This window comes from Treponema saccharophilum DSM 2985, assembly GCF_000255555.1.
GTDB lineage: Bacteria > Spirochaetota > Spirochaetia > Treponematales > Treponemataceae > Treponema_D > Treponema_D saccharophilum.
In genome coordinates this window covers 23,048-41,084 of record NZ_AGRW01000035.1, presented here as the reverse complement: position 1 = coordinate 41,084, position 18,037 = coordinate 23,048, and the positions used below count along the sequence as shown (strand labels likewise).

The following is an 18,037-nucleotide window of genomic DNA, read 5'->3' as shown; positions in this document are numbered from 1 at the left end:
TTTTACTCCGCCGCGGGGCTTTCGCCCTTCTTCAGATGCGATTTTATAAGCGATGTCAGCTGGAACACGTCGAGTATGAGCGCGACCGCCCCGTCCCCGAGTATCGTGGAGCTGTTGATTCCCGTGCAGTTCCGGTAGAGGTTTCCGAGCGGCTTTATGACCGTCTGCTGGCTCCCGAGTATTTTGTCGACGACAAGCCCGAACACATCATCGCCATCGTAAACGGAAACGATTTCCTGATGGTCGGGAAGCGGTTCCTCTATTTTGAAGAATTTGCGTAGGTTTATCGAAACCAAATCCTTTCCGTGGTTCTGCGTCGTGATGAATGTTGCGTCCATCTGCTCCTGCGTGATGCTCGACGTGAGGCATTCCGAAATCGTGTTCAGCGGAATTATGTATGTCGTCCCGCCGATTGTGACGAGCATTCCGTCGATGATTGCGAGCGTCAGCGGAATTTTAAGTATGAACGACGTTCCCTTCCCGCGCTTCGACTCGATTCCGACCGTTCCGCCGAGCGTCGCCAAATCTTTTTTTACGACGTCAAGCCCGACGCCGCGCCCGGAAACGGACGTGACCTGCTTTGCCGTGGAGAACCCCGGCTGGAATATGAGGTTGAAAATCTCCTCGTCAGAATGCGTTTCGTTTTCCTTTATAAGCCCTTTCTGAATCGCCTTGTCGCGGATGGCGTCGCGGTCGAGCCCCTTTCCGTCGTCGCGAATCGATATGTTTATGAACGCGCCGACGTGCTTCGCCGAAAGCGTGACCGTTCCCGTCTCGCTTTTTCCGGCTTCGTGCCGTTCCGCGGGCATTTCGATGCCGTGGTCAACGGAATTCCTGATGAGGTGGAGGAGCGGGTCGTTGAGCTTTTCGATTACCGTCTTGTCGAGTTCCGTTTCCGCGCCGACGGTCACCATCTCGACCTGCTTTCCCAACTGCGTCGAAAGGTCGTATACGGTGCGCTTGAATTTCTGGAAGAGCGTCCCCACCGGAACCATGCGGAGCCCCATCGAAATGTCGCGCATCATCACCGCAATCCTGTCGCACTGCTCGCTCAGGTTCTTGAATGTGGGATTGTCCGTCCGCACCGCCTCCTGGTCGAGCCGCGCGTTGAACGTGACGAGCTCCCCGACCAAATCGACGAGCTGGTCGAGTTTCGCGGAGCTTATCCTCAATGTCGTGCTCTGCGTTCCCGCCTGTTGCTGCGCCTGCCCGTTCGAGTTCAGCGATTTCAAGTGCTGCTGTTCGGCGAGCGCGGAGCGGACCTGCTCCTCCGATATGATTTTTTTGTCCACGAGCATCGCGCCGAGCTGCTTTTTCGCGCTGAGAATCTCGTCCACGTCTCCCTGCGAGACGTCTTTCCGCGAGACGAGAATTTCGCCGATTTTGTTGTTCTCGCCGGGAAGAAGGTCGATTTTATCGACTTCGATTTTCGAGTCGCTGTCGAGGAAGATGAAAACGTCCTCGATGTCGTTCTTCGTCTTCGATGTCGTGAGGATGACGTCCCATGAAAAATAGCAGAGCTCGCTGTCCATCTCGGAAAGCGGCGGAAGGTCGTTGTAGAACGGGACGACGGTCGCCGTTCCGAGCTCGGTAAGCTCCTTTATGAGAAGCTCCGGGCGCGTTCCGTTCTGCATTATCGTCGTTGACGGGCGGAATTTGATTCTCCACGTCGTCGCCTTGTCGTCGTGTTTCGGCTTTTCGATTTTTTTTGTCTGCGGCGGCGGGTCGTTTACGTTTCCGCCGTTTTTCTGGACGTAGACTTTGAATTCGAGAATCAGGTTCTCGCTGAGCTGGTGGATTTCCGGCGCGACTTCCATTCCCGCGTCGAGCAGCGAGCGGATGTGGTCGCGCGCTTTGAGCAGCAGCGTTATGAGCTCCGGCGTTACGGGAATGATTCCGTTCCTGACCTGATCCATCGCGCTTTCCGCCTCGTGCGTGAATGACGATATTTCGTTGAAGCCGAACATCGCCGACGAGCCTTTTATCGTGTGCATCGCCCTGAAGACGGCGGCTATAGTTTCCGAATCTCCCGGATTGTCGCTCAACGCCAGCAGCTGCTCCTCAAGGTTGTCCAGAAGCTCGTTGGCTTCGTCGAAGAATACCGAGCTGAGTTGTTCAAGCATTTTCTTCCTCCGGGCTTCCGTCTTCCAGAATGTACTCATCAAGGGTTACGCTGCTCGCCGAGATGAAGTCCTTTATCGCTTGCGGAATCTTTCCTTTTATATAGAATTCTTTGCCCTGCTTCTCGGCTTCCCTTCGCGCCGAGACTATTATCTGGATTCCCGTTATGTCGATGTCTTCGACCTGCGATATGTCGAGGCGGATTTCGGAACTTTTTTCGAACGCGCCGAGAAGCTCGTCCCTGAGCATATGCGCCTGTTCGATTCCTGCTGTTCCATGCCATTTGACCGTCTCGACCGCCATTCGAAAACTCCTTTTTTATATCTTTTTGAAGGGCAATGATTTATAATGAAGCCGTTCGGAAATTCAACGCGCGATGCGGGCGCTTTTTCCGCACATGCCTAATGAATCCAATTTTAAGCTATGATTTTTTTGAAGTCAAACGAATAAGGAATTGCTGATGGACAATAGAAACGCGGATTATTTCTCGTTTATGCTCGGAAAAGGAATGTTTGCCGTTCCCGTTATGTATGTGAAGGAAGTGTTCGAATTCACGTCGCTGACGCCGGTGCCGAATTCGCTCGGCTATCTGAGGGGCGTCATGAACATCCGCGGTTCCGTCGTGTCCATAATCGATTTGAGGAAGCTGTTCGGCTTCAATCCGTCGGACGAACTTTCCGAAACGTCGGTAATCGACCTTGAGATTCCGAGAAACAACGAGAAGCCTATCGAGATTGCGATAATTGCCGATTCCGTCGATGTCGTGAGCGGGCTTTCCTTCATTCAGGCGGGAAGCGCGTCGTACGGAATTCCGGAAGGGCAGAGCCAGTTCGTCCGTGCCGTCGCGAGGCGCGGTGATGAATTCATCCTCGTCCTTGACCTAGACAAAATCCTCCGCTTCATTGAGTCCGATGTCGATAAGGCGGAGAAAGCCGGCATCTGATTTTTGAATTTTGGTCTGTCGGAAAAGCTGCTGATTATAATTCTGTCATGCTGAACTCTTTTCAGCATCCATGTATTTGGCGTTCCGAATCACGCTGGAAATCGTGTATGCGCCGGAAGAAAAGAAAATAGCGCTGAGCGCGTCCGCGTCCGGAAAATGAGAATTTTTCCCGCCTTACTTGAAGAGGTCTTTCACGGCTTTGAGCTGGATGCCGGAGCCGATTTTGCGGGCAAGCTCCGCCTCCTGTTTCCCTAGGTTCTCGATGAAATCGTCGCATTTTTCGCCGTCTGATTTGTGGTTGTCGATGTATTTCATGAAGACTTTCCGCGTTATCGGGTCAAAGAAAATCTTTCTGGGAAGCGTTCCGCCGGTGTCGGATTTGACGACGGGAATATTCAGCTTCTGAAGGTATTCGAACGCGAACCGGCTGTTCACGTTTCCCACCTGCGACTCCACGTTCGGGAGGTTGAATATGTTCCCGCCGCCGAAAACCTTCGCCTCCAAGTTCTCGACAAGCCCGCCTTTTTTCTTAATGTCCTCAATCAGCAGGTCGATTGCGTACTCTCCGAATTTCCCGAGCATCCTGTCGACGGAATACGCCGCCGCGTTTGCCTCGGCTTTCGAGTCCTTGGCAAGCATGAAGTGGTTGATTCCGCCGACGCCGTTCTCCTCGTCAAAAAGCACGATGCTGACGCAGGAGCCCAGGACGGTCGAAATCATCTCGCTTCCGGCGGTGGAGTAGAACTCCCCTGGATAAATCGTAACGACTTCCTTGCGGAAGTGGTTGTCGAAGTATTTGTTCATGTATCAAAAGAGTGTCACGTCACCCGATGCGGCGCCCTTCTCGATGCTGAACCCGCCGATTTTGCCGGCAGCCTCTTTGTGCGCCGTTATCGTGAATTTGTCTATCAGCTCGATGAATTTCGTGTTCCGTATCTGCCAGTTCGATATTCCCTTCTGGCCCATGAGCGAATTCTTCTTCTGCACGAGCGCGATTTCCTCGTTCTTCATAGCGGAAACGAAGCTGTTCAGCTCGTCGCTGATTCCCTTGAGGTTCTGGAGGTTCTGCTGGACGGTGACGCATTTCTGCTGGAATCCGTCCGGGAAAACCGTGAAGTTCTGGATTATCGACGAGATGAGGCTCTGCCCGTTCTTGAGCTCGTCGAAGAACGAATTGCGTTCCTTCCTGAGCGAGACCATGTTCTCGTTGTCCTTCGAGATTGACACGGTGAACGTCGAGAGCATCGAGCTTGTGTCCGCGATGAACGATTCGAGGATTGCCTGCATGAGGTCGAGCGTCTTGTTTGCCGAGCTGATGAGGTTGTCCATGTCCGTGACGGAATCCTGGACCGATTTGATTGCGTCGTTCTTGGCGACCTCAATCTGCTGGAGGATTCTGACGTGGTGGAGTCGGCTCATGACGGGGCGGAGGTTGTCGAACACCGCGTAGATTATCCGCGCGCGCTCCGTGATGTTCTGGCACGTGTGGAGCAAATCCTTCTGTACGAGATGGTACGTGTTGAATTCGCCCATCATCGACTGGAAGTTGTCGATTATCGCGCCGAGCCTTTTTTCGATGTTGTCGATGTTTGACGAAGATTCGCTGAGGTATTTCGACTCGAAGTTGTTCTTCTGCATCTCAACGTCGTCGAGCGTCTCGATTACTTTCGCCCAGTTCTTGTCGAACATCGACATGCTGTTCGTGACGTATGAATTGATGTCCTTGAGGACTTCCTCGCAGAGCTGGTAAATCGAGATGTTGAAGCAGACGTAGTCGAGCTCCTCCTCGCTTCCCTGAGCGGGGCGCGTCGAGTTGTCAAGCTCCTTGACGCATTTCTGAACGTGGTCGAGCGCCTGTCGTATCATGTCCTGCATCTGCATTCCCTCCATCGCTTTCTGGATGGGCGGGTAAATCGAATTGATTGAGACGTTCATAGTCGAAATCGGCTCCGACACGCTCGAGATGAGGTTCTTCACATCGGCGGAACCGGACGAGCCTTTGTCGGAAAGCTTTTTCTGCGCGTCGAGAATCCCCGAGAAGATATCCTTGAGCGTGTTGATGTGCGCGAGAAGCTGCGCCTCCTCCTCGCTCAGTTTTCCCGCGAAGAGGTTCATGTCGTTTGAAAGCCTCTGGAGGTTTTCCGTGATTCTCGAGAACGCCTGGCCTTTTTCGCCCGACTTTATCGAGATGACCATCGCGTTGAGGGCGATAAGCTCCATCTGCTCGGAATCTTCCTTAATCTCGGCAATCATCTTGTCGAGCTTTTTGAGGTCCTCGATTTTCTCGTTCAGCTGGTTGAAAAGCGGGTCGTATTTCGCGGCGTAGTTTGTGAATATCTCCTGCTCTTTGTTTTTCGTGTTGTTGTCGCTTTCGCTGAAAGAACTGAACATTCCGCCGAGCGTCTGGAGCGAAGTTCCCCCGTCTCTGTTCAGCAGGGAGGGAAAGAGATTTCCAAGCTGAAGGAAAATCTGCTCCGATTTCAGGCTGATTGCATTGATTTTTGAAAGTGTTTCACTTATTTCCATATATTCGCTCCTTTGCGTGTTTTATTCGCCAGAATATTGTTTTGAGAATTCCGTTGACAGAACCTCAATGTCCTTGTCCGTCTGCTCGCTGAAGTCGTTGTCGAACATGTTGTTTTCCGTGAATTCGTTCAGCTCGTTGTATTCGTATGTGTGCTGGAGAATCCTGTCGGCCGCGCTTCTTATCGACTGAACGTACTCGCATTCCGGGTCGGATATGGAAAGCGGCGTTCTCGACGCGACCGCAAGGCTTATCCGGCTGTCCTTCCTGACGAAGCCGACAAAATCGATGGAGATGCCGAGCTTTTTGTGCACGAGCGAGCGGAGCCGTTTTGCCATCTCCAAATCGTCGGTCGTTTCCCCCTGATTGAGGATAACCTGCGGGCGGTACTTTTTCAGTTCGTCTATCGATTTCGCGATTGAATCCGAATCCCTGAATTCCGCGGACGTTCTCGAAACCATGTCGAGGAACGATGCCTCCATCCCCGACTCGCTTTCCCTGAGGTATTTGTCGATGAATTTCCGCTCCGGGCTTCTCGCCTTGAACTGCCTCATGAAGAACCGGAACGCCGCCGCCTTCAGGAACGAGTACGCGTTCAGAATTGACGTAAGCTCGGGCGTCGTTACAATTATCGAATTGTATGTCAGAAGATAGAAATCCAGCGTGTGGAAAGTCGTTCCCGCGCCGAGGTCGAGGATGACGAAATCCGCGTCGATTTCGCCGATTTTCCTGATTATCTTCTGCTTCGTCAGCGTGTCGATGTTCGCCGTGCCCGGATAAAGGCAGTCCCCCGCGATGAACCTGAGATTCTCGATTCCCGTTTCCTGCAGAAGCTCCGAGAAATCCGATGTCTGCTTGTAGATGAAATTTCCCAATCCGGCGTGGTTGTTTTTCAGCCCAAGAAGCGTATGGAGATTGGCGCCGCCAAAATCCATGTCCGCGAGAACAACCCTCTTTCCTTTTTGTGCAAGATTTATCGCAAGGTTCGCCGCGATGTTGCTTTTGCCGACGCCGCCTTTCCCGCTTGCGATGGGAAGAATATTCATCATAATCTGCAAGTATAAAGGAGTGCTTTTTAAAAGTCCAATGATTTTTACCCCGCGTTTTTCCTGCGCGCCGACTGTCTTTTTTCGCCGACCGCGCGAAATCGTTCCGCGGGGGTTATTTTCGATTGCGATTCGTGGTTTAATGCTCGTCATGAAAAAGGCAAATGGAAAAAAATCGTCATCAGTTTTTGTGGTCGCCGCGCTCATTTCTCTCTGCGTGTCTCTCGCTTCCTGCGCGAAGCCGGGCGACTCCACCGTCCACGATGCGATGGCGGCGGCGCGCCAGAAAAATTACGACGGCGCCGTCAGCCTTTTCAAGCGCGCTCTCGACGAGGAAAGCAATTATTCCCGCGAGACGATTCTGAATTTCATAGCGAACATCTGCATGACCGAGGGCGATTTCGAATCCGCGATTCCGTACATGGAGGAGTCGCTCGCTCTGAAGCCCGATTACAGGATGCTCGTCCAGCTCGGCCGCACGTACCGCGAGATTGGCGACGATGCTTCCGCCGAACGCTCGTACGCCCGCGCCGTCGAGCTGAATCCCGAGAAAGGCGAGGCGTACGCAAGCCTCGGCGCCCTGAAAATCGCATCGGGAAAATATTCCGAAGCCGTCGCCGATTTGACGAAGGCCGCCCGAGCCGAGCCGAAAATAGCCGTCATCCGCGCAAACCTCGCCGTCGCGCTCGCCCTTTCCGGCGACACGGATTCCGCCGAAGCCGAATTCGCCGAAGCCGCACGCCTGAAATGCGAGAACCTCGACGATTTCCGCGCCCGCGCCGGCATGTAACCCCCTCGCAAAAACCAAGTTCCCCAAAAAAACTCACGCGCCCCATCTCCCAAAAGAGCGCGCCGCCCCCGCGCCTCGCGGCCGAACGGTTGCATCCACGAAGCAGAAAAACATGTCGCGAAAAAACAATGCAACCGCAACCGCAACCTTCGCATTCACAAAGCAGAAAAACATGTCGCCCTTCAGAAAAGCACACATTCGCCATCCCCCAAAGGAGCGCGCCGCCTCCGCGGCTCGCGGTCGAACGGTTGCGTCCATAAAGCAGGAAAACATGTCGCGAAAATCCCCTGCAACCGCAACCGCAACCGCCTTGACGATTGTTCCTGTTTGTTGTTAATATGTTACCGAACGGACGGTAACATTGTATGGGTACTACGAAAGAGCTGATTCTTGAAGAGGCATTCAATTTCTTTGGCGACTCGCGCAATGTCGATTTTTCGCTCAGTCAGTTGGCGGAGAAGGTCGGCATTTCGAAGCCGGCAATCTACAGGCATTTTTCGAGCAAGGGCGCGCTTGTCGAGGAGATGAGGAACCATTTTATGAATCTCATCGCGGACAGGTTCGACGAGGGGCGGCGAATTTCCGAGGAAGGCGGCATTCCGTTTTTCAAGGCGATATTCATAAACGCTGTGGAGTTTTTCGTCAGCCATCCTGAACTTATCTCGTATTTCATCGTGCAGTTTTCCTACGATTGCAATTTCAGCGACCTTTGCAGGCATGTCGTTTCGAAAAAATGCTCCGAATGCGGGGTGGAGATTTCCGGCGTGCATAAGAATTCGGAGATTTTCTTCTGCTCGACCGCGATTCTTTTTTTCATAAAAGTGCGCGAGGGAATGCTCAGGGGGGCTGTCGGGTGCGGCGATTTTCCCGAGAAGCTCTGGAACTTCCTCAACGGCGGGTTCGCGTCGTTCGCGAGGGAAGGGGACGTCCTTTTTCCCGTTCCGATTGACGACGGGCGGCGGAAGGAGCTTCTTGAGCTTTGCAGAATCGACGCGAACGTTTTTCCGGACGAGGACAGGATATTCACCGCGCTCGCTTCCGTAATCAGGCGCGATGGGCTTCCGAACGTGACCGTGGAGAAAATCGCCTCGGAGCTCGGCATGGCGAAGAGCAGCCTCTATTTCTATTTCGACAACAAGAACCACATGGTCAGGAAGCTCATCGACCGCGAATTCCAGGTTCTCGTCGAGCTTGTGCGGGAGAATTCGATTGAGGCGAGGAATTTCTCGGAGTTCATCTACATTTCGATGCACACTGAGCTGAATTATTTCCTCTGCCGGCCGTCGCTCCTTCCCATTTGCGGCTGGATTCTGCGGACGTCGAGCGAGGACAGTGGCGAGAAGGAAATCGAGGTGATGAACGTCTGGGAAAAGCGGATGCACATGACCGGGGAGTGCGACAAAATCGACCTCGGTTTCCGTTTCCTTCCGGAGCTGATTTCATACTGGAGCGGGCTTCTTCCGATCTCGCTCGTTTTCAAGAACGACGAATTCGGGCTTCGCGAGGAAGAGTTGCGCGGGATTGTGGACGAGATGTTCGGCTTCATGCAGTTCGGGATAAAGTAGGAACGCCCTGAACTGAGATGTAGGAACGTTGTTTATAAAAAAAATATGGAGGTCATATGATTAGAAAAGTCTGTGCGGCGATTCTTTTTTCTGCCGCGTTGGGAAATCTGGCAACGGCGCAGGTTCAGTCTGACAGCACGACGGATTTGGAGACTGTTTCCATAAACCTAGAGCAGGCTGTCGAATATGCGATGGCGAACAACCGCACGCTCAAAAGCAACGATATCGACCTTGAGATGAAGGCGCGAGCCGCGAAATATTCGTGGAACGTGTTTCTTCCGTCGGTCAGCGTTTCCGGAACGATGAGCCGCTCGACAGAATACTCTCCGAGCAGTGCCGCGATGTCGGGCGGTTTGAAGACCGATTTTGTCGACGAGGAGGAGCATTGGGCGGCAGTCGGCACTGTTTCCGCCAGCCTCAACCTGTCGCTCGCATATATCTGGCAAATCCGCGCGAAGAAAGCCGAGTACGAGAACGGGAAAATTTCTTGGGAGCAAAGCCAGAAGGACACCATCCTGAACATAAAGAAGCTTTTCTACGGGCTTCTCCTCCAGCAGGAGAACCTGAAAATCCAAAAGGCGACGCTCGAGAACGCGCGGCAGCGCATGGTCCAGGCGCAGACAAGCTACAAGGCGGGCGCGATTCCGGAGCTTTCCCTTCTCCAGACGCAGGTTAACTACCAGAACACGAAGCCGGATGTCGAGTCGGCGGAGCAGAGCCTCATCCAGAGCCTCGACACGTTCGCGTTCCTGCTCGGAATGCCGGTCGGGACGCGGATAAAACTTGAGGGGACGATTGAGCCGAAATACATCGACACCGATGTCGCGACGCTTATCGACAACTACGGCGAGAACGATTTGGACATACGCGCGCTCAAAGGTCAGGTCGATGTCCTCAAGATGAACCTCAGCGCGCTCGACATCGCGACGTGGACGCCGGCGCTTTCGCTCAACTACGGATGGCAGCCCGCGTACATCGGCTCCGACGGCGCGTTCCATTTCTACAAGGGAATCGGAAATGACGACGAGTGGTACGATTCCGGATCGCTTTCTCTCACGCTCGCGTGGAACGTGACGAACATGCTTCCGTGGTCGTCGAACAGGCAGCAGGCGAAGGATTTGAAGGCGAATATCGCGAAGCTTGAGCTTACGATGGAGACGCTCCGCGAGAACCAGAAAGTCGAGGTCAGGAAGGCGGTCGACACGCTCAATCAGGCGAAGGCGCAGATTGACGCGATGGGGCGGAACGTGACGCTCGCGCAGCGCGCATACGACGCGACGTACCGCTCGTACCGGAACGGAATGACGGAGCTGCTCGACCTCCGCGACGCGGAGGAATCGCTGAACAAGGCGAAGCTCGGGCTCCTGAACCAGAAGTACAGCTATATTTCCGCGCTCATGGATTTGGAGAACACGCTGAACACGCCGCTTTCGGAGTGATGGTGCGCGCCGTTGTCGGCTCCGTTCGGAAATTTGCGTTCCGGGCGGGTTTATCGAAAAGAAAATTGGAGGAATTATGAAAAAGGTTTTGTTCGGATTTGCAGCGGCGACGCTCGCCGTTTCGTTGGTCGGCTGTGGCGGAAAAAAATCCGCGAAGGCCGAGGAGGCTTTTGAGGCGGAGCAGATTTTCGCCGTAAACACGTATAAAACGGGCGAGGGGAATCTCGACGACTATCTTGAATTCGGCGGGGACGTAGCTTCCGTCAACGCGGTTGCCGTCATGCCGGACATGGCGGGGAAAATAAGCCGCGTGCTCGTATCCGTCGGCGACACCGTGAAAAAGGACCAGGTAATCGCGTATGTCGATGCGTCGCGCGCGGGATACAACTATTCGGCAAGCCCCGTGAAATCGCCGATATCGGGGCGCGTGACCGCTCTTCCCGCAACTGTCGGCGCGACTGTCTCCCAGGCTGCAAGCGTCGCGACCGTCGCGCAGACTGACGACCTTGAGATAAAGATAAACATCGCGGAGAGGTTCATTTCGAGAATTGAGAACAACCAGACTGCGATTGTGACGTTCGACGCGTATCCCGGAGTCGAATTCAAGGCGACGGTATTCGAGGTCAGCCCCGTGCTCGACACGATGACGCGCACGATGCAGGTCAAGCTGCGCTTCAACGAGACCGACAGCCGCGTCAAAGTCGGAATGTACGCCCGCGTCAAGCTCGTCACCGAAAGCGTGAAGAACGCAATCGTTATTCCGTCCGGGGCGGTCGTCACGCGAGACGACAAGCCGTACGTGTTCGTCGTCTCGGGCGGGCGTGCCGGAAAAGAATCTTCCGTCCGGCTCGTTCCCGTATCAATCGGGCTTTCCGTGGACAACATGACCGAGATAACGAAGGGAATCGAAGCCGGCGACGAGATTGTCGTGAAGGGAATGTCGCTTCTCAACGACGGCTCGAAAGTCAACATAATGAACTGATGTGTTCCGGCAGGAATAGTTCTTTTCTGCCGCGTTTTTTTAGGATTTGGTGGAGTTGTTTTTATGACGTTTTCTGAAAAATGCGTGAACAAACCGGTCACGACGATGCTCGTGTTCGTCCTGATGATAATTCTCGGGACGTTCTGCATGACGCAGCTGCCGGTCGATATGTATCCTGATATGGACCTCCCGTACATGCTCGTCTACACCTCATACGACGGTGCGGGACCGGAGGAGATTGAGCAGGGGCTTACGTCGACGCTCGAAAGCTCGCTTTCCGGCGTTTCCGGGCTGAAGAAAATCCAGTCGCGCTCGATGGCGGGAATTTCGCTCGTAATCCTCGAATTCAATTTCGGGACGAACCTCGATGCGGCGGGCGGCGACGTCCGTGACAAAATCGATTTGGTGCGGAACTTCCTGCCCGACGGCGCGGATTCCCCGATTACGATAAAGATGGACCCGTCGATGATGCCGATAATGACGCTCGCGCTCCGCGGAAGCCGCACCCCAGAGGAGCTGCGCGCGTTCGCGAACGACACGATAGAGTCCCGGCTTGAGCAGATTGACGGGGTCGCATCCGCAAACGTTTCGGGCGGGCGCGAGAAATCGATAAACGTCGATATTCCGCGCGACAGGCTCGAGGCGTACGGGCTTACGATTTCGTCTGTCGCTCAGATGATTGGCGTGCAGAACATACAGAGCTCCGGCGGAACGATTACGTCCGGCGACACGAACTACACGATAAAGAACGACGGAAAGTACAAGTCGCTCGACGATTTGCGGAACACCGTCATCTCCTACAAAGTCGGCTCCGACTCTATGCCGAGGACAATCCGCCTGCGCGACATCGCGGACGTTTACGAAGGTTTCAAGGACGAGTCGACGCTCGCCTATCTCGACGGGAAGCCGTGCGTGATGATAAACATCCAGAAGCAGTCGGGAAAGAATTCCGTGCAGGCAGCCGAGAACGTCAGGAAGACGCTCAAGAAGCTCAAGACGGAGATTCCTTCTGACATAGAAATCCTCGAGACGTCGAACACGACGGACATCATCTCGCAGACGATAAATGAGGTCGTCATGTCGGTCGTCCAGGGCGCGCTTCTCGCAATCGCGATTTTGTTCATCTTCCTCCGCTCGATAAAATCGACGCTCATCGTCGGCTTGTCGATTCCGATTTCCGTGATGATAACGCTTTTGTGCATGTACCTGCGCGGAATCACGATAAATATGATTTCGATGGCGGGACTTCTCCTCGGAATAGGAATGCTCGTCGACAACTCGATTGTCGTCCTCGAGAACATCTACTCGTACATCGAGCGCGACACCAAACCGCGCGTGGCTGCCGTCCTCGGCTCGCAGGAGATGGTCTCCTCGATAACCGGCTCGACGCTCACGTCCGTCTGCATCTTCCTCCCGATGCTCGTCTTCAAGAGCAAGCTCGGGCTTATGGGGCAGATGTTCAACGACATTTCGTGGACGATAATCTTCTCGCTCATGTCGTCGCTCATCGTCGCAATCGCGCTCGTTCCCGTTCTCTGCTCGAAATTCGTGACGAAGCAGCTCGCGAAAAAGCAGTCGGGAATCTCGTACGGCGTGAACAGGGCGTTCAACAATTTCTTCGACAGGCTCGACGACAAGTACGCGAGGGGCGTTTCGTTCGTCCTTCATCACAAGCTTATATCGATTCTCGCAATCATCGCGCTTTTCTTCCTTTCGATTTTCTCCGTTCCCGTCGTCGGCTTCATCTTCATGCCGGAATCGGCGGCGAACTCCGTCACGGTCGATTTCAAGCTTCCGCAGGGAACTCGGCTTGAGATTACCGAGGACATGATGCGCGAATTCGAGGCGATGGCGCTCAAGGAGCTTGAGGGCGTGAAATACACGACCGTCGCAGTCGGCGGAACGTCGTTCATCTCCTCATCTGCCGAGACGAACACGGGAACGGTCACGTTCACGCTCCACGAGCCGAAGGAGCGCCTTGCCGGATGGGACAGCGAGAAAACGGCGAAGGCGAAGCTAAGGAAGTATTTCACGATGTTCCCGGGCGCAGACCTTTCGTTCGGAACAAACGCGAACAGCGCGGGCGGCTCGTCGGGCGTTTCCGTGAACATAAAGAGCGACGACCTCGACAAGTGCATGGAGACCGCGAAAGCCGTGGAGGAACTTCTCAAATACAAGCTCGGCGATTGGGTCACGGAGGTTTCTTCCGATTTGGAGGACGGACTTCCGCAGGCGGAGATAATATTCGACCGCGACAGAATGCAGGAATTCGGACTGAGCGTGTATTCCGTCGGCAACGAGATTGCGGGCGTCATAAGCGGAACGACGGCGTCCCGCTTCACAAAGAACGGTGACGACATCAACGTCGTCGTCAGAATTTCCGAGAAGGACCGCGCAAAGCTTTCCGACCTCGACTCAATCTCGATGGTGACTTCTAGCGGCTTGCGTATTCCGCTCTCAAGTTTCGCGCATTACGAGCAGACGACAGCCCCCGTCACGATTTTCCGCGAGAACCAGGCGCGAATCATCCACGTAACGGCGAAACCCGTCGAGGGGCTTTCTATCGGCGATGTCCAGGCGCAGGTGGAGAAGGCGATTTCGCAGAACATCCTCCTCGACGACGGCGTTTCGATAAACTACTCGGGCGCGATGGAGGACATGATGGAAGCTGTGCGGAATTTCGGGATGATAATCATCCTCGCGGCATTCCTCGTCTTTACCGTCATGGCAAGCCAGTTCGAGTCGCTGCTCGACCCGTTCATCGTCATCCTCACGATTCCGCTTTCGTTCATCGGCGTCATCGCAATCTACCTGATTTCGGGAAACCAGCTGAACGTCGTCACGATAATGGGCGTGCTCGTCCTTGTCGGAACAATCGTCAACAACGGAATCGTTCTCGTCGATTACACGAACCTGCTCAGAAAGCGCGGATATGCGCTTGAGGACGCGTGCGTCCAGGCGGCGCGGAACCGCCTCCGCCCGATTCTCATGTCGACGCTCACGACCGTCATTTCGCTCGCACCGATGGCGTTCTTCCCCGGCGAAGGTTCCCGCTCGATGCAGCCGATTTCGCTCACGGTTTTCGGCGGAATGACGTTCGGCTCGCTGATGACGCTGTTCCTCATGCCGACGATTTACTATATTTTCAACGCGCGCAGGCTCAAGAAAGCTGCCAAGCGCGCCGCCAAGCTCGGCCTTCCCGTCCCGAAAGACGGAACCGTGAAGGTTTCGCTCGAAAAGACGGCGGAGGATATCGCCCGCGCGAAATTCGAGCGCAAGAAGGCGAAGGATTTGGCGAAGGCGAAGAAACTGATGGAGCGCTACAACGACATCGGCGCGGGTATATGATTAGACTTGAGCGATGCCGGCGGGAATGGCGCGCGGAAATCGCGTTTCCGTTCCCGTGTTTTTAATCTGCCCGGAATGTATGTTCGGGCGGCGTGCAAGGAGGAATGTATGGGATACGTTGAGAACATAAAAATTCACGCGGGCGTGCAGAAGAGGGTGGAGATAATATTCTCGCAGGCAATCGAGGAGGATTTCGCCCAACTGTTCAAGGAGCGGGAAGTCGCGGCGCGGTACACAAAAATCGCGGGCGTGATGGGGGCGGGCTACTCGAACCCGCGTCTCGGGGACGCGATTTGGCCGCAGCTCAACATGATGTACATCATCTACTGCTCAGACGACGATGCGAAGAAGATAATCGAAATCGTCGAGCAGCTGCGGCTCCAGTACATAGGCGAGGGAATCGCCTGCTTCGTGAGCCAGTCCGAGGAAGTGTGACGACTCCCTGACTGCGCGTCAAAAATGCGGAAATGGACAGCGTTCTGTTTCCGCTTTTTTTGTGTCCGTCTTTCTTTCTACCCGCGTCATTCCGAAACGGTTTAATGTTCCGTGAAGGTTTTTTCAAGGTTGTTTTGATTTATGCGGTTTTGTGCCGTATAATTTCGTCATGGAATTTTTGGAAAATATTGCTGAATATTATGATGAGCTTTTTCCAGTCAGTCCTGATCAGAAAAAGTTTTTTGCCGAGGAATCGGCTGCATTTGTCAAGCCTGTGAAGTATCTGAGAATCGGATGCGGGACGGGATTTTTCGAGCACCAGTTGTCCACTGAAGGCGCGGACGTCACGGGAATCGAGACTATACCGCCGCTTCTCGAGTCGGCGAACAGGCGCAGGCGCACGCAGCTGATGTCCATCCGCTTCTTTCAGATGTCGTCTCTTGAGATGTCGCGCTTTCTCGGGCGCGGATTCTACAACATCATCTCGATTCTGAATGACAGGCTTATTCTGACGCATGACGAAGTTCTGATGAAAAAGTTTTTCTTCGATTGCAGGAACCTTCTCTCCGACGGCGGAAAGCTCATATTCTCAATCCCGAATTTTGAGGATTCCGCCGGAAAAAGCCGGATTTCGCTCCCGTCGCGGGGAAGCATCCGCGTCAGGCTCGATTCGGAAATCGTTTCCCGTGACGGAAAATGGTTCCTCGCGCAAAGCATCGAGACCGGAAACGGAAGAATTTATCCCGTCTCCGTCGATGTTCCCGTCATGATAATAACGCGCGCTGAGATACTGGAACTTGCGCGCGGTGCGGGGTTCGGTACCATCGAATTCTTCGCCGATTTCGCGCGCCGTCCCTTGTCATCGGAAAGCCCTTCTGTCGTCGCGGTTCTCTCCTAAAGGTCTCGTCAGTTCGTGACCCGCCATTTCCCGTTTTCTTTTTGGAACCGCTTTGCGGGAATCTCAAGGAGACGCCCGTCTTCGCCGAGCATCTTTATCACCTGCGTCAGCGGATTCACGTCCGTAAGCCTGAAATTCGTTCCGTCATAGAAAATATGGAGACCTTCGTTCGGAAGGTTTTTGCGCGCCTCGGCGTACCAGTTGTATTCGTACGAAAGGCAGCAGAGGAGCCTGCCGCATTGGCCGCTTATCTTCATCGAGTTGAGCGAGAGGTTCTGCTCCTTCGCCATTTTTATGGAGACGGGCGGAAGCTTGTCGCTTATCGAATGGCAGCAGTACGGCCTTCCGCACACGCCGAGCCCGCCGGTAATTCTGCTTTCATCCCTCACGCCAATCTGCCTGAGCTCTATCCTCATCTTGAAGACGCTTACGAGGTCTTTTACGAGCTCCCTGAAATCGACGCGGTTTTCGCTCGAGAAAAAGAAGAGCGCTTTCGGCTCGTCGAGAAGGAAATGGACGGCAATCAGCTTCATGTCGAGGTTGTGGAGCGCGACTTTTTCCTTGAAAATCTTGAACGATTCGCTTTCTCTGCCGGCAAGCTCCGCATACCGCCTGAGGTCGTCGTCCGTCGCAATCCTGTCGATTTGGACGATTTCGTTCTGCTTGACGCCGACCGGACGCTTTATTTTTCCGAGAACGAACGCAAGGTCGCGCCCGTATCTCGTCTGGATTATCACTTTCGTCCCGCTCTCGATGTTCTTTTTCCCGTCGGAAGTGACGTAGACGCCCTCGCTCGAATATTCGAGTTTCGCGATGTAGAGGTTGTCCGGGCAGACGAAATAGTCGCTTGACGGATAGTTCTGATAATCGTCCTCAAGCTGCGATATATCCTCGTTCTCTGTGTATTCCTGTTCAAAAATGTCGCTCATTCGCAATCTCCGTTTCAATTTTGCTGTTCAGGCAGCAATCAAATCCACAATCATTCCGTTGATTTCCTCAAGCCTTGCCAAAAGATTCAGGTTTTTGCTGTGGTTGAAAAGCATGTCGGAGGCGAGGTTGTTCAGTTTCTGGTTGATTATCTGAATCTGATGGTACGGCTGGAATTTCATTCCGCGCCTGTTCTTTCCGAACCGCCGCTTTTCTATTACCTCGAAGTTGTTCTTTTCGATGTATTTGAGGAACTGCCCGATTTTTTTGCGGTAGTTCTCGATGTTCTCCGGGCTTTGGCTTTCCTTCAGCTTGTCGCTCGCAATGTCGGCCTCGTCTTTGAGGAACACGATTGCGCTTTCCTCGTCCATTCCAGCAAGCTCCGCGGGAAGCCCGTCCGCAACGAGCTGCGCCTCTTCCTTCGTGCGCTGGAGCGTGTCCGCGAAAGAGAATCGCGCGAGAATCGGGTTCCGTGCCGTTTTTTTTGTCTGCTTTGCCGCCTGCTGCGCCGATGACTGGATTGCCGCGAAATAAAGCGACTGCGGATTCTGTATTCCTACGTTCTCGATTCCCATTTCTCAACTGCCCAAAACGCCGGAACGGTATCCTCCGATTTTGTTTCCAAGCACAGCCTGCTCTGACTCGTGCGCTTCCTTCGATTTTTTGTATGCTTCCTCATCCTTGTGTGAGATGCAGTGCCCGTGGAAAATTGCTTTCATCGCAATCTGAACTTTCTTCGAGCAGATGTCCCCGATTACGGCGGCGGTGGAAAAAATCTTGATTCCGCCCGGGGCAACGATGTCGCCGAGGACGATACCGTAAATCTCGGCAGATTCCGCGTTGATGTCGCCTTTTATGCGCGCTTTTTCGCCAATGAACACATTTCCCGTCGCGTTGATGTCTCCGTCAACATCGCCTTCGATTCTGACGTTTCCCTTTATCTGCAGTTTCTGGGAAAAGAACGAGCCTTCGCCGAGAATCGTGTTTATTGATATGTCGTCGGTAAGAAATCCCATACG

At 53.9% G+C, this 18,037-nt stretch carries 16 protein-coding genes; 8 read left to right on the top strand and 8 right to left on the bottom strand.

The features are described from left to right. Positions 1-2: 2 nt before the first annotated feature. Both TRESADRAFT_RS02840 and TRESADRAFT_RS02835 read right to left on the bottom strand, forming a co-directional pair. Positions 3-2,123 carry a chemotaxis protein CheA gene (locus tag TRESADRAFT_RS02840; protein ID WP_002702651.1) on the bottom strand — a complete coding sequence of 707 codons (2,121 nt, stop codon included), beginning with the start codon at positions 2,121-2,123 and terminating at the stop codon, positions 3-5. After that, a complete protein-coding gene (locus TRESADRAFT_RS02835; protein WP_002702650.1) occupies positions 2,116-2,424 on the bottom strand; it encodes an STAS domain-containing protein in 309 nt (102 codons plus the stop codon). Before TRESADRAFT_RS02835 ends, TRESADRAFT_RS02840 begins: the two co-directional genes overlap by 8 nt. Positions 2,425-2,581: 157 nt before the next feature. Between TRESADRAFT_RS02835 and TRESADRAFT_RS02830 the strand changes: the two genes are divergently transcribed. Continuing rightward, a complete protein-coding gene (locus TRESADRAFT_RS02830) occupies positions 2,582-3,064 on the top strand; it encodes a chemotaxis protein CheW (protein WP_002702648.1) in 483 nt (160 codons plus the stop codon). Positions 3,065-3,238: 174 nt separating this feature from the next. On the opposite strand, the gene TRESADRAFT_RS02825 is transcribed toward TRESADRAFT_RS02830, so the two are convergent. The 3 genes from TRESADRAFT_RS02825 to TRESADRAFT_RS02815 are packed head-to-tail and all read right to left on the bottom strand — an operon-like array spanning position 3,239 to position 6,637. Further along, complete coding sequence (locus TRESADRAFT_RS02825; RefSeq protein WP_002702647.1) at positions 3,239-3,868, bottom strand: chemotaxis protein CheD; 630 nt, start codon at positions 3,866-3,868, stop codon at positions 3,239-3,241. 3 nt (positions 3,869-3,871) lie between these two features. Further along, positions 3,872-5,590 (bottom strand): hypothetical protein, encoded by a 1,719-nt coding sequence (locus tag TRESADRAFT_RS02820; RefSeq protein ID WP_002702646.1) that lies wholly within the window; start codon positions 5,588-5,590, stop codon positions 3,872-3,874. Between the two features lie 21 nt (positions 5,591-5,611). Continuing rightward, positions 5,612-6,637, bottom strand: a complete 1,026-nt coding sequence (locus TRESADRAFT_RS02815; protein ID WP_002702645.1) for a P-loop NTPase — start codon at positions 6,635-6,637, stop codon at positions 5,612-5,614. 148 nt (positions 6,638-6,785) lie between these two features. On the opposite strand from TRESADRAFT_RS02815, the gene TRESADRAFT_RS02810 reads away from it, so the two are divergent. The 7 genes from TRESADRAFT_RS02810 to TRESADRAFT_RS02775 all read left to right on the top strand — a co-directional run bounded on the left by TRESADRAFT_RS02810 (position 6,786) and on the right by TRESADRAFT_RS02775 (position 16,091). Then, positions 6,786-7,424, top strand: coding sequence for a tetratricopeptide repeat protein (locus TRESADRAFT_RS02810; RefSeq protein WP_159100022.1), 639 nt, complete (start codon positions 6,786-6,788; stop codon positions 7,422-7,424). Positions 7,425-7,789: 365 nt separating this feature from the next. Then, positions 7,790-8,989, top strand: coding sequence for a TetR/AcrR family transcriptional regulator (locus TRESADRAFT_RS02800; protein ID WP_002702643.1), 1,200 nt, complete (start codon positions 7,790-7,792; stop codon positions 8,987-8,989). Positions 8,990-9,045: 56 nt separating this feature from the next. Continuing rightward, positions 9,046-10,428, top strand: coding sequence for a TolC family protein (locus TRESADRAFT_RS02795; RefSeq protein ID WP_002702642.1), 1,383 nt, complete (start codon positions 9,046-9,048; stop codon positions 10,426-10,428). Between the two features lie 76 nt (positions 10,429-10,504). After that, positions 10,505-11,410, top strand: coding sequence for an efflux RND transporter periplasmic adaptor subunit (locus TRESADRAFT_RS02790; protein ID WP_002702641.1), 906 nt, complete (start codon positions 10,505-10,507; stop codon positions 11,408-11,410). Positions 11,411-11,473: 63 nt separating this feature from the next. Further along, on the top strand, positions 11,474-14,758 hold the full coding sequence (locus TRESADRAFT_RS02785; RefSeq protein WP_002702638.1) for an efflux RND transporter permease subunit: 3,285 nt from the start codon (positions 11,474-11,476) through the stop codon (positions 14,756-14,758). Positions 14,759-14,866: 108 nt separating this feature from the next. Continuing rightward, positions 14,867-15,193 (top strand): PG0541 family transporter-associated protein, encoded by a 327-nt coding sequence (locus TRESADRAFT_RS02780; RefSeq protein WP_002702636.1) that lies wholly within the window; start codon positions 14,867-14,869, stop codon positions 15,191-15,193. 169 nt (positions 15,194-15,362) lie between these two features. Then, positions 15,363-16,091: a class I SAM-dependent methyltransferase gene (locus TRESADRAFT_RS02775; protein ID WP_002702635.1), complete on the top strand. Its 729-nt coding sequence runs from the start codon at positions 15,363-15,365 to the stop codon at positions 16,089-16,091. An 8-nt stretch (positions 16,092-16,099) separates the two neighbouring features. Here the strand turns inward: TRESADRAFT_RS02775 and ricT are convergent, their stop codons facing one another. From ricT to TRESADRAFT_RS02760, 3 genes are read right to left on the bottom strand one after another with little or no spacing between them, the layout of a single operon-like run. Next, a complete protein-coding gene (gene ricT / locus TRESADRAFT_RS02770) occupies positions 16,100-17,020 on the bottom strand; it encodes a regulatory iron-sulfur-containing complex subunit RicT (RefSeq protein WP_002702634.1) in 921 nt (306 codons plus the stop codon). Positions 17,021-17,047: 27 nt separating this feature from the next. Continuing rightward, positions 17,048-17,593 carry a YaaR family protein gene (locus tag TRESADRAFT_RS02765; protein ID WP_002702632.1) on the bottom strand — a complete coding sequence of 182 codons (546 nt, stop codon included), beginning with the start codon at positions 17,591-17,593 and terminating at the stop codon, positions 17,048-17,050. 3 nt (positions 17,594-17,596) lie between these two features. Next, entirely contained in the window at positions 17,597-18,034 is a 438-nt protein-coding gene (locus TRESADRAFT_RS02760; protein WP_002702631.1) for a bactofilin family protein, read from the bottom strand. Between the last annotated feature and the right edge of the window lie 3 nt (positions 18,035-18,037).

Bases quoted from the DNA above. Each gene is read 5' to 3' on its own strand.
- TRESADRAFT_RS02840 (WP_002702651.1), bottom strand. From the start codon at position 2,123: ATGCTTGAACAACTCAGCTCGGTATTCTTCGACGAAGCCAACGAGCTT.
- TRESADRAFT_RS02835 (WP_002702650.1), bottom strand. From the start codon at position 2,424: ATGGCGGTCGAGACGGTCAAATGGCATGGAACAGCAGGAATCGAACAG.
- TRESADRAFT_RS02830 (WP_002702648.1), top strand. From the start codon at position 2,582: ATGGACAATAGAAACGCGGATTATTTCTCGTTTATGCTCGGAAAAGGA.
- TRESADRAFT_RS02825 (WP_002702647.1), bottom strand. From the start codon at position 3,868: ATGAACAAATACTTCGACAACCACTTCCGCAAGGAAGTCGTTACGATT.
- TRESADRAFT_RS02820 (WP_002702646.1), bottom strand. From the start codon at position 5,590: ATGGAAATAAGTGAAACACTTTCAAAAATCAATGCAATCAGCCTGAAA.
- TRESADRAFT_RS02815 (WP_002702645.1), bottom strand. From the start codon at position 6,637: ATGATGAATATTCTTCCCATCGCAAGCGGGAAAGGCGGCGTCGGCAAA.
- TRESADRAFT_RS02810 (WP_159100022.1), top strand. From the start codon at position 6,786: ATGAAAAAGGCAAATGGAAAAAAATCGTCATCAGTTTTTGTGGTCGCC.
- TRESADRAFT_RS02800 (WP_002702643.1), top strand. From the start codon at position 7,790: ATGGGTACTACGAAAGAGCTGATTCTTGAAGAGGCATTCAATTTCTTT.
- TRESADRAFT_RS02795 (WP_002702642.1), top strand. From the start codon at position 9,046: ATGATTAGAAAAGTCTGTGCGGCGATTCTTTTTTCTGCCGCGTTGGGA.
- TRESADRAFT_RS02790 (WP_002702641.1), top strand. From the start codon at position 10,505: ATGAAAAAGGTTTTGTTCGGATTTGCAGCGGCGACGCTCGCCGTTTCG.
- TRESADRAFT_RS02785 (WP_002702638.1), top strand. From the start codon at position 11,474: ATGACGTTTTCTGAAAAATGCGTGAACAAACCGGTCACGACGATGCTC.
- TRESADRAFT_RS02780 (WP_002702636.1), top strand. From the start codon at position 14,867: ATGGGATACGTTGAGAACATAAAAATTCACGCGGGCGTGCAGAAGAGG.
- TRESADRAFT_RS02775 (WP_002702635.1), top strand. From the start codon at position 15,363: ATGGAATTTTTGGAAAATATTGCTGAATATTATGATGAGCTTTTTCCA.
- ricT (WP_002702634.1), bottom strand. From the start codon at position 17,020: ATGAGCGACATTTTTGAACAGGAATACACAGAGAACGAGGATATATCG.
- TRESADRAFT_RS02765 (WP_002702632.1), bottom strand. From the start codon at position 17,593: ATGGGAATCGAGAACGTAGGAATACAGAATCCGCAGTCGCTTTATTTC.
- TRESADRAFT_RS02760 (WP_002702631.1), bottom strand. From the start codon at position 18,034: ATGGGATTTCTTACCGACGACATATCAATAAACACGATTCTCGGCGAA.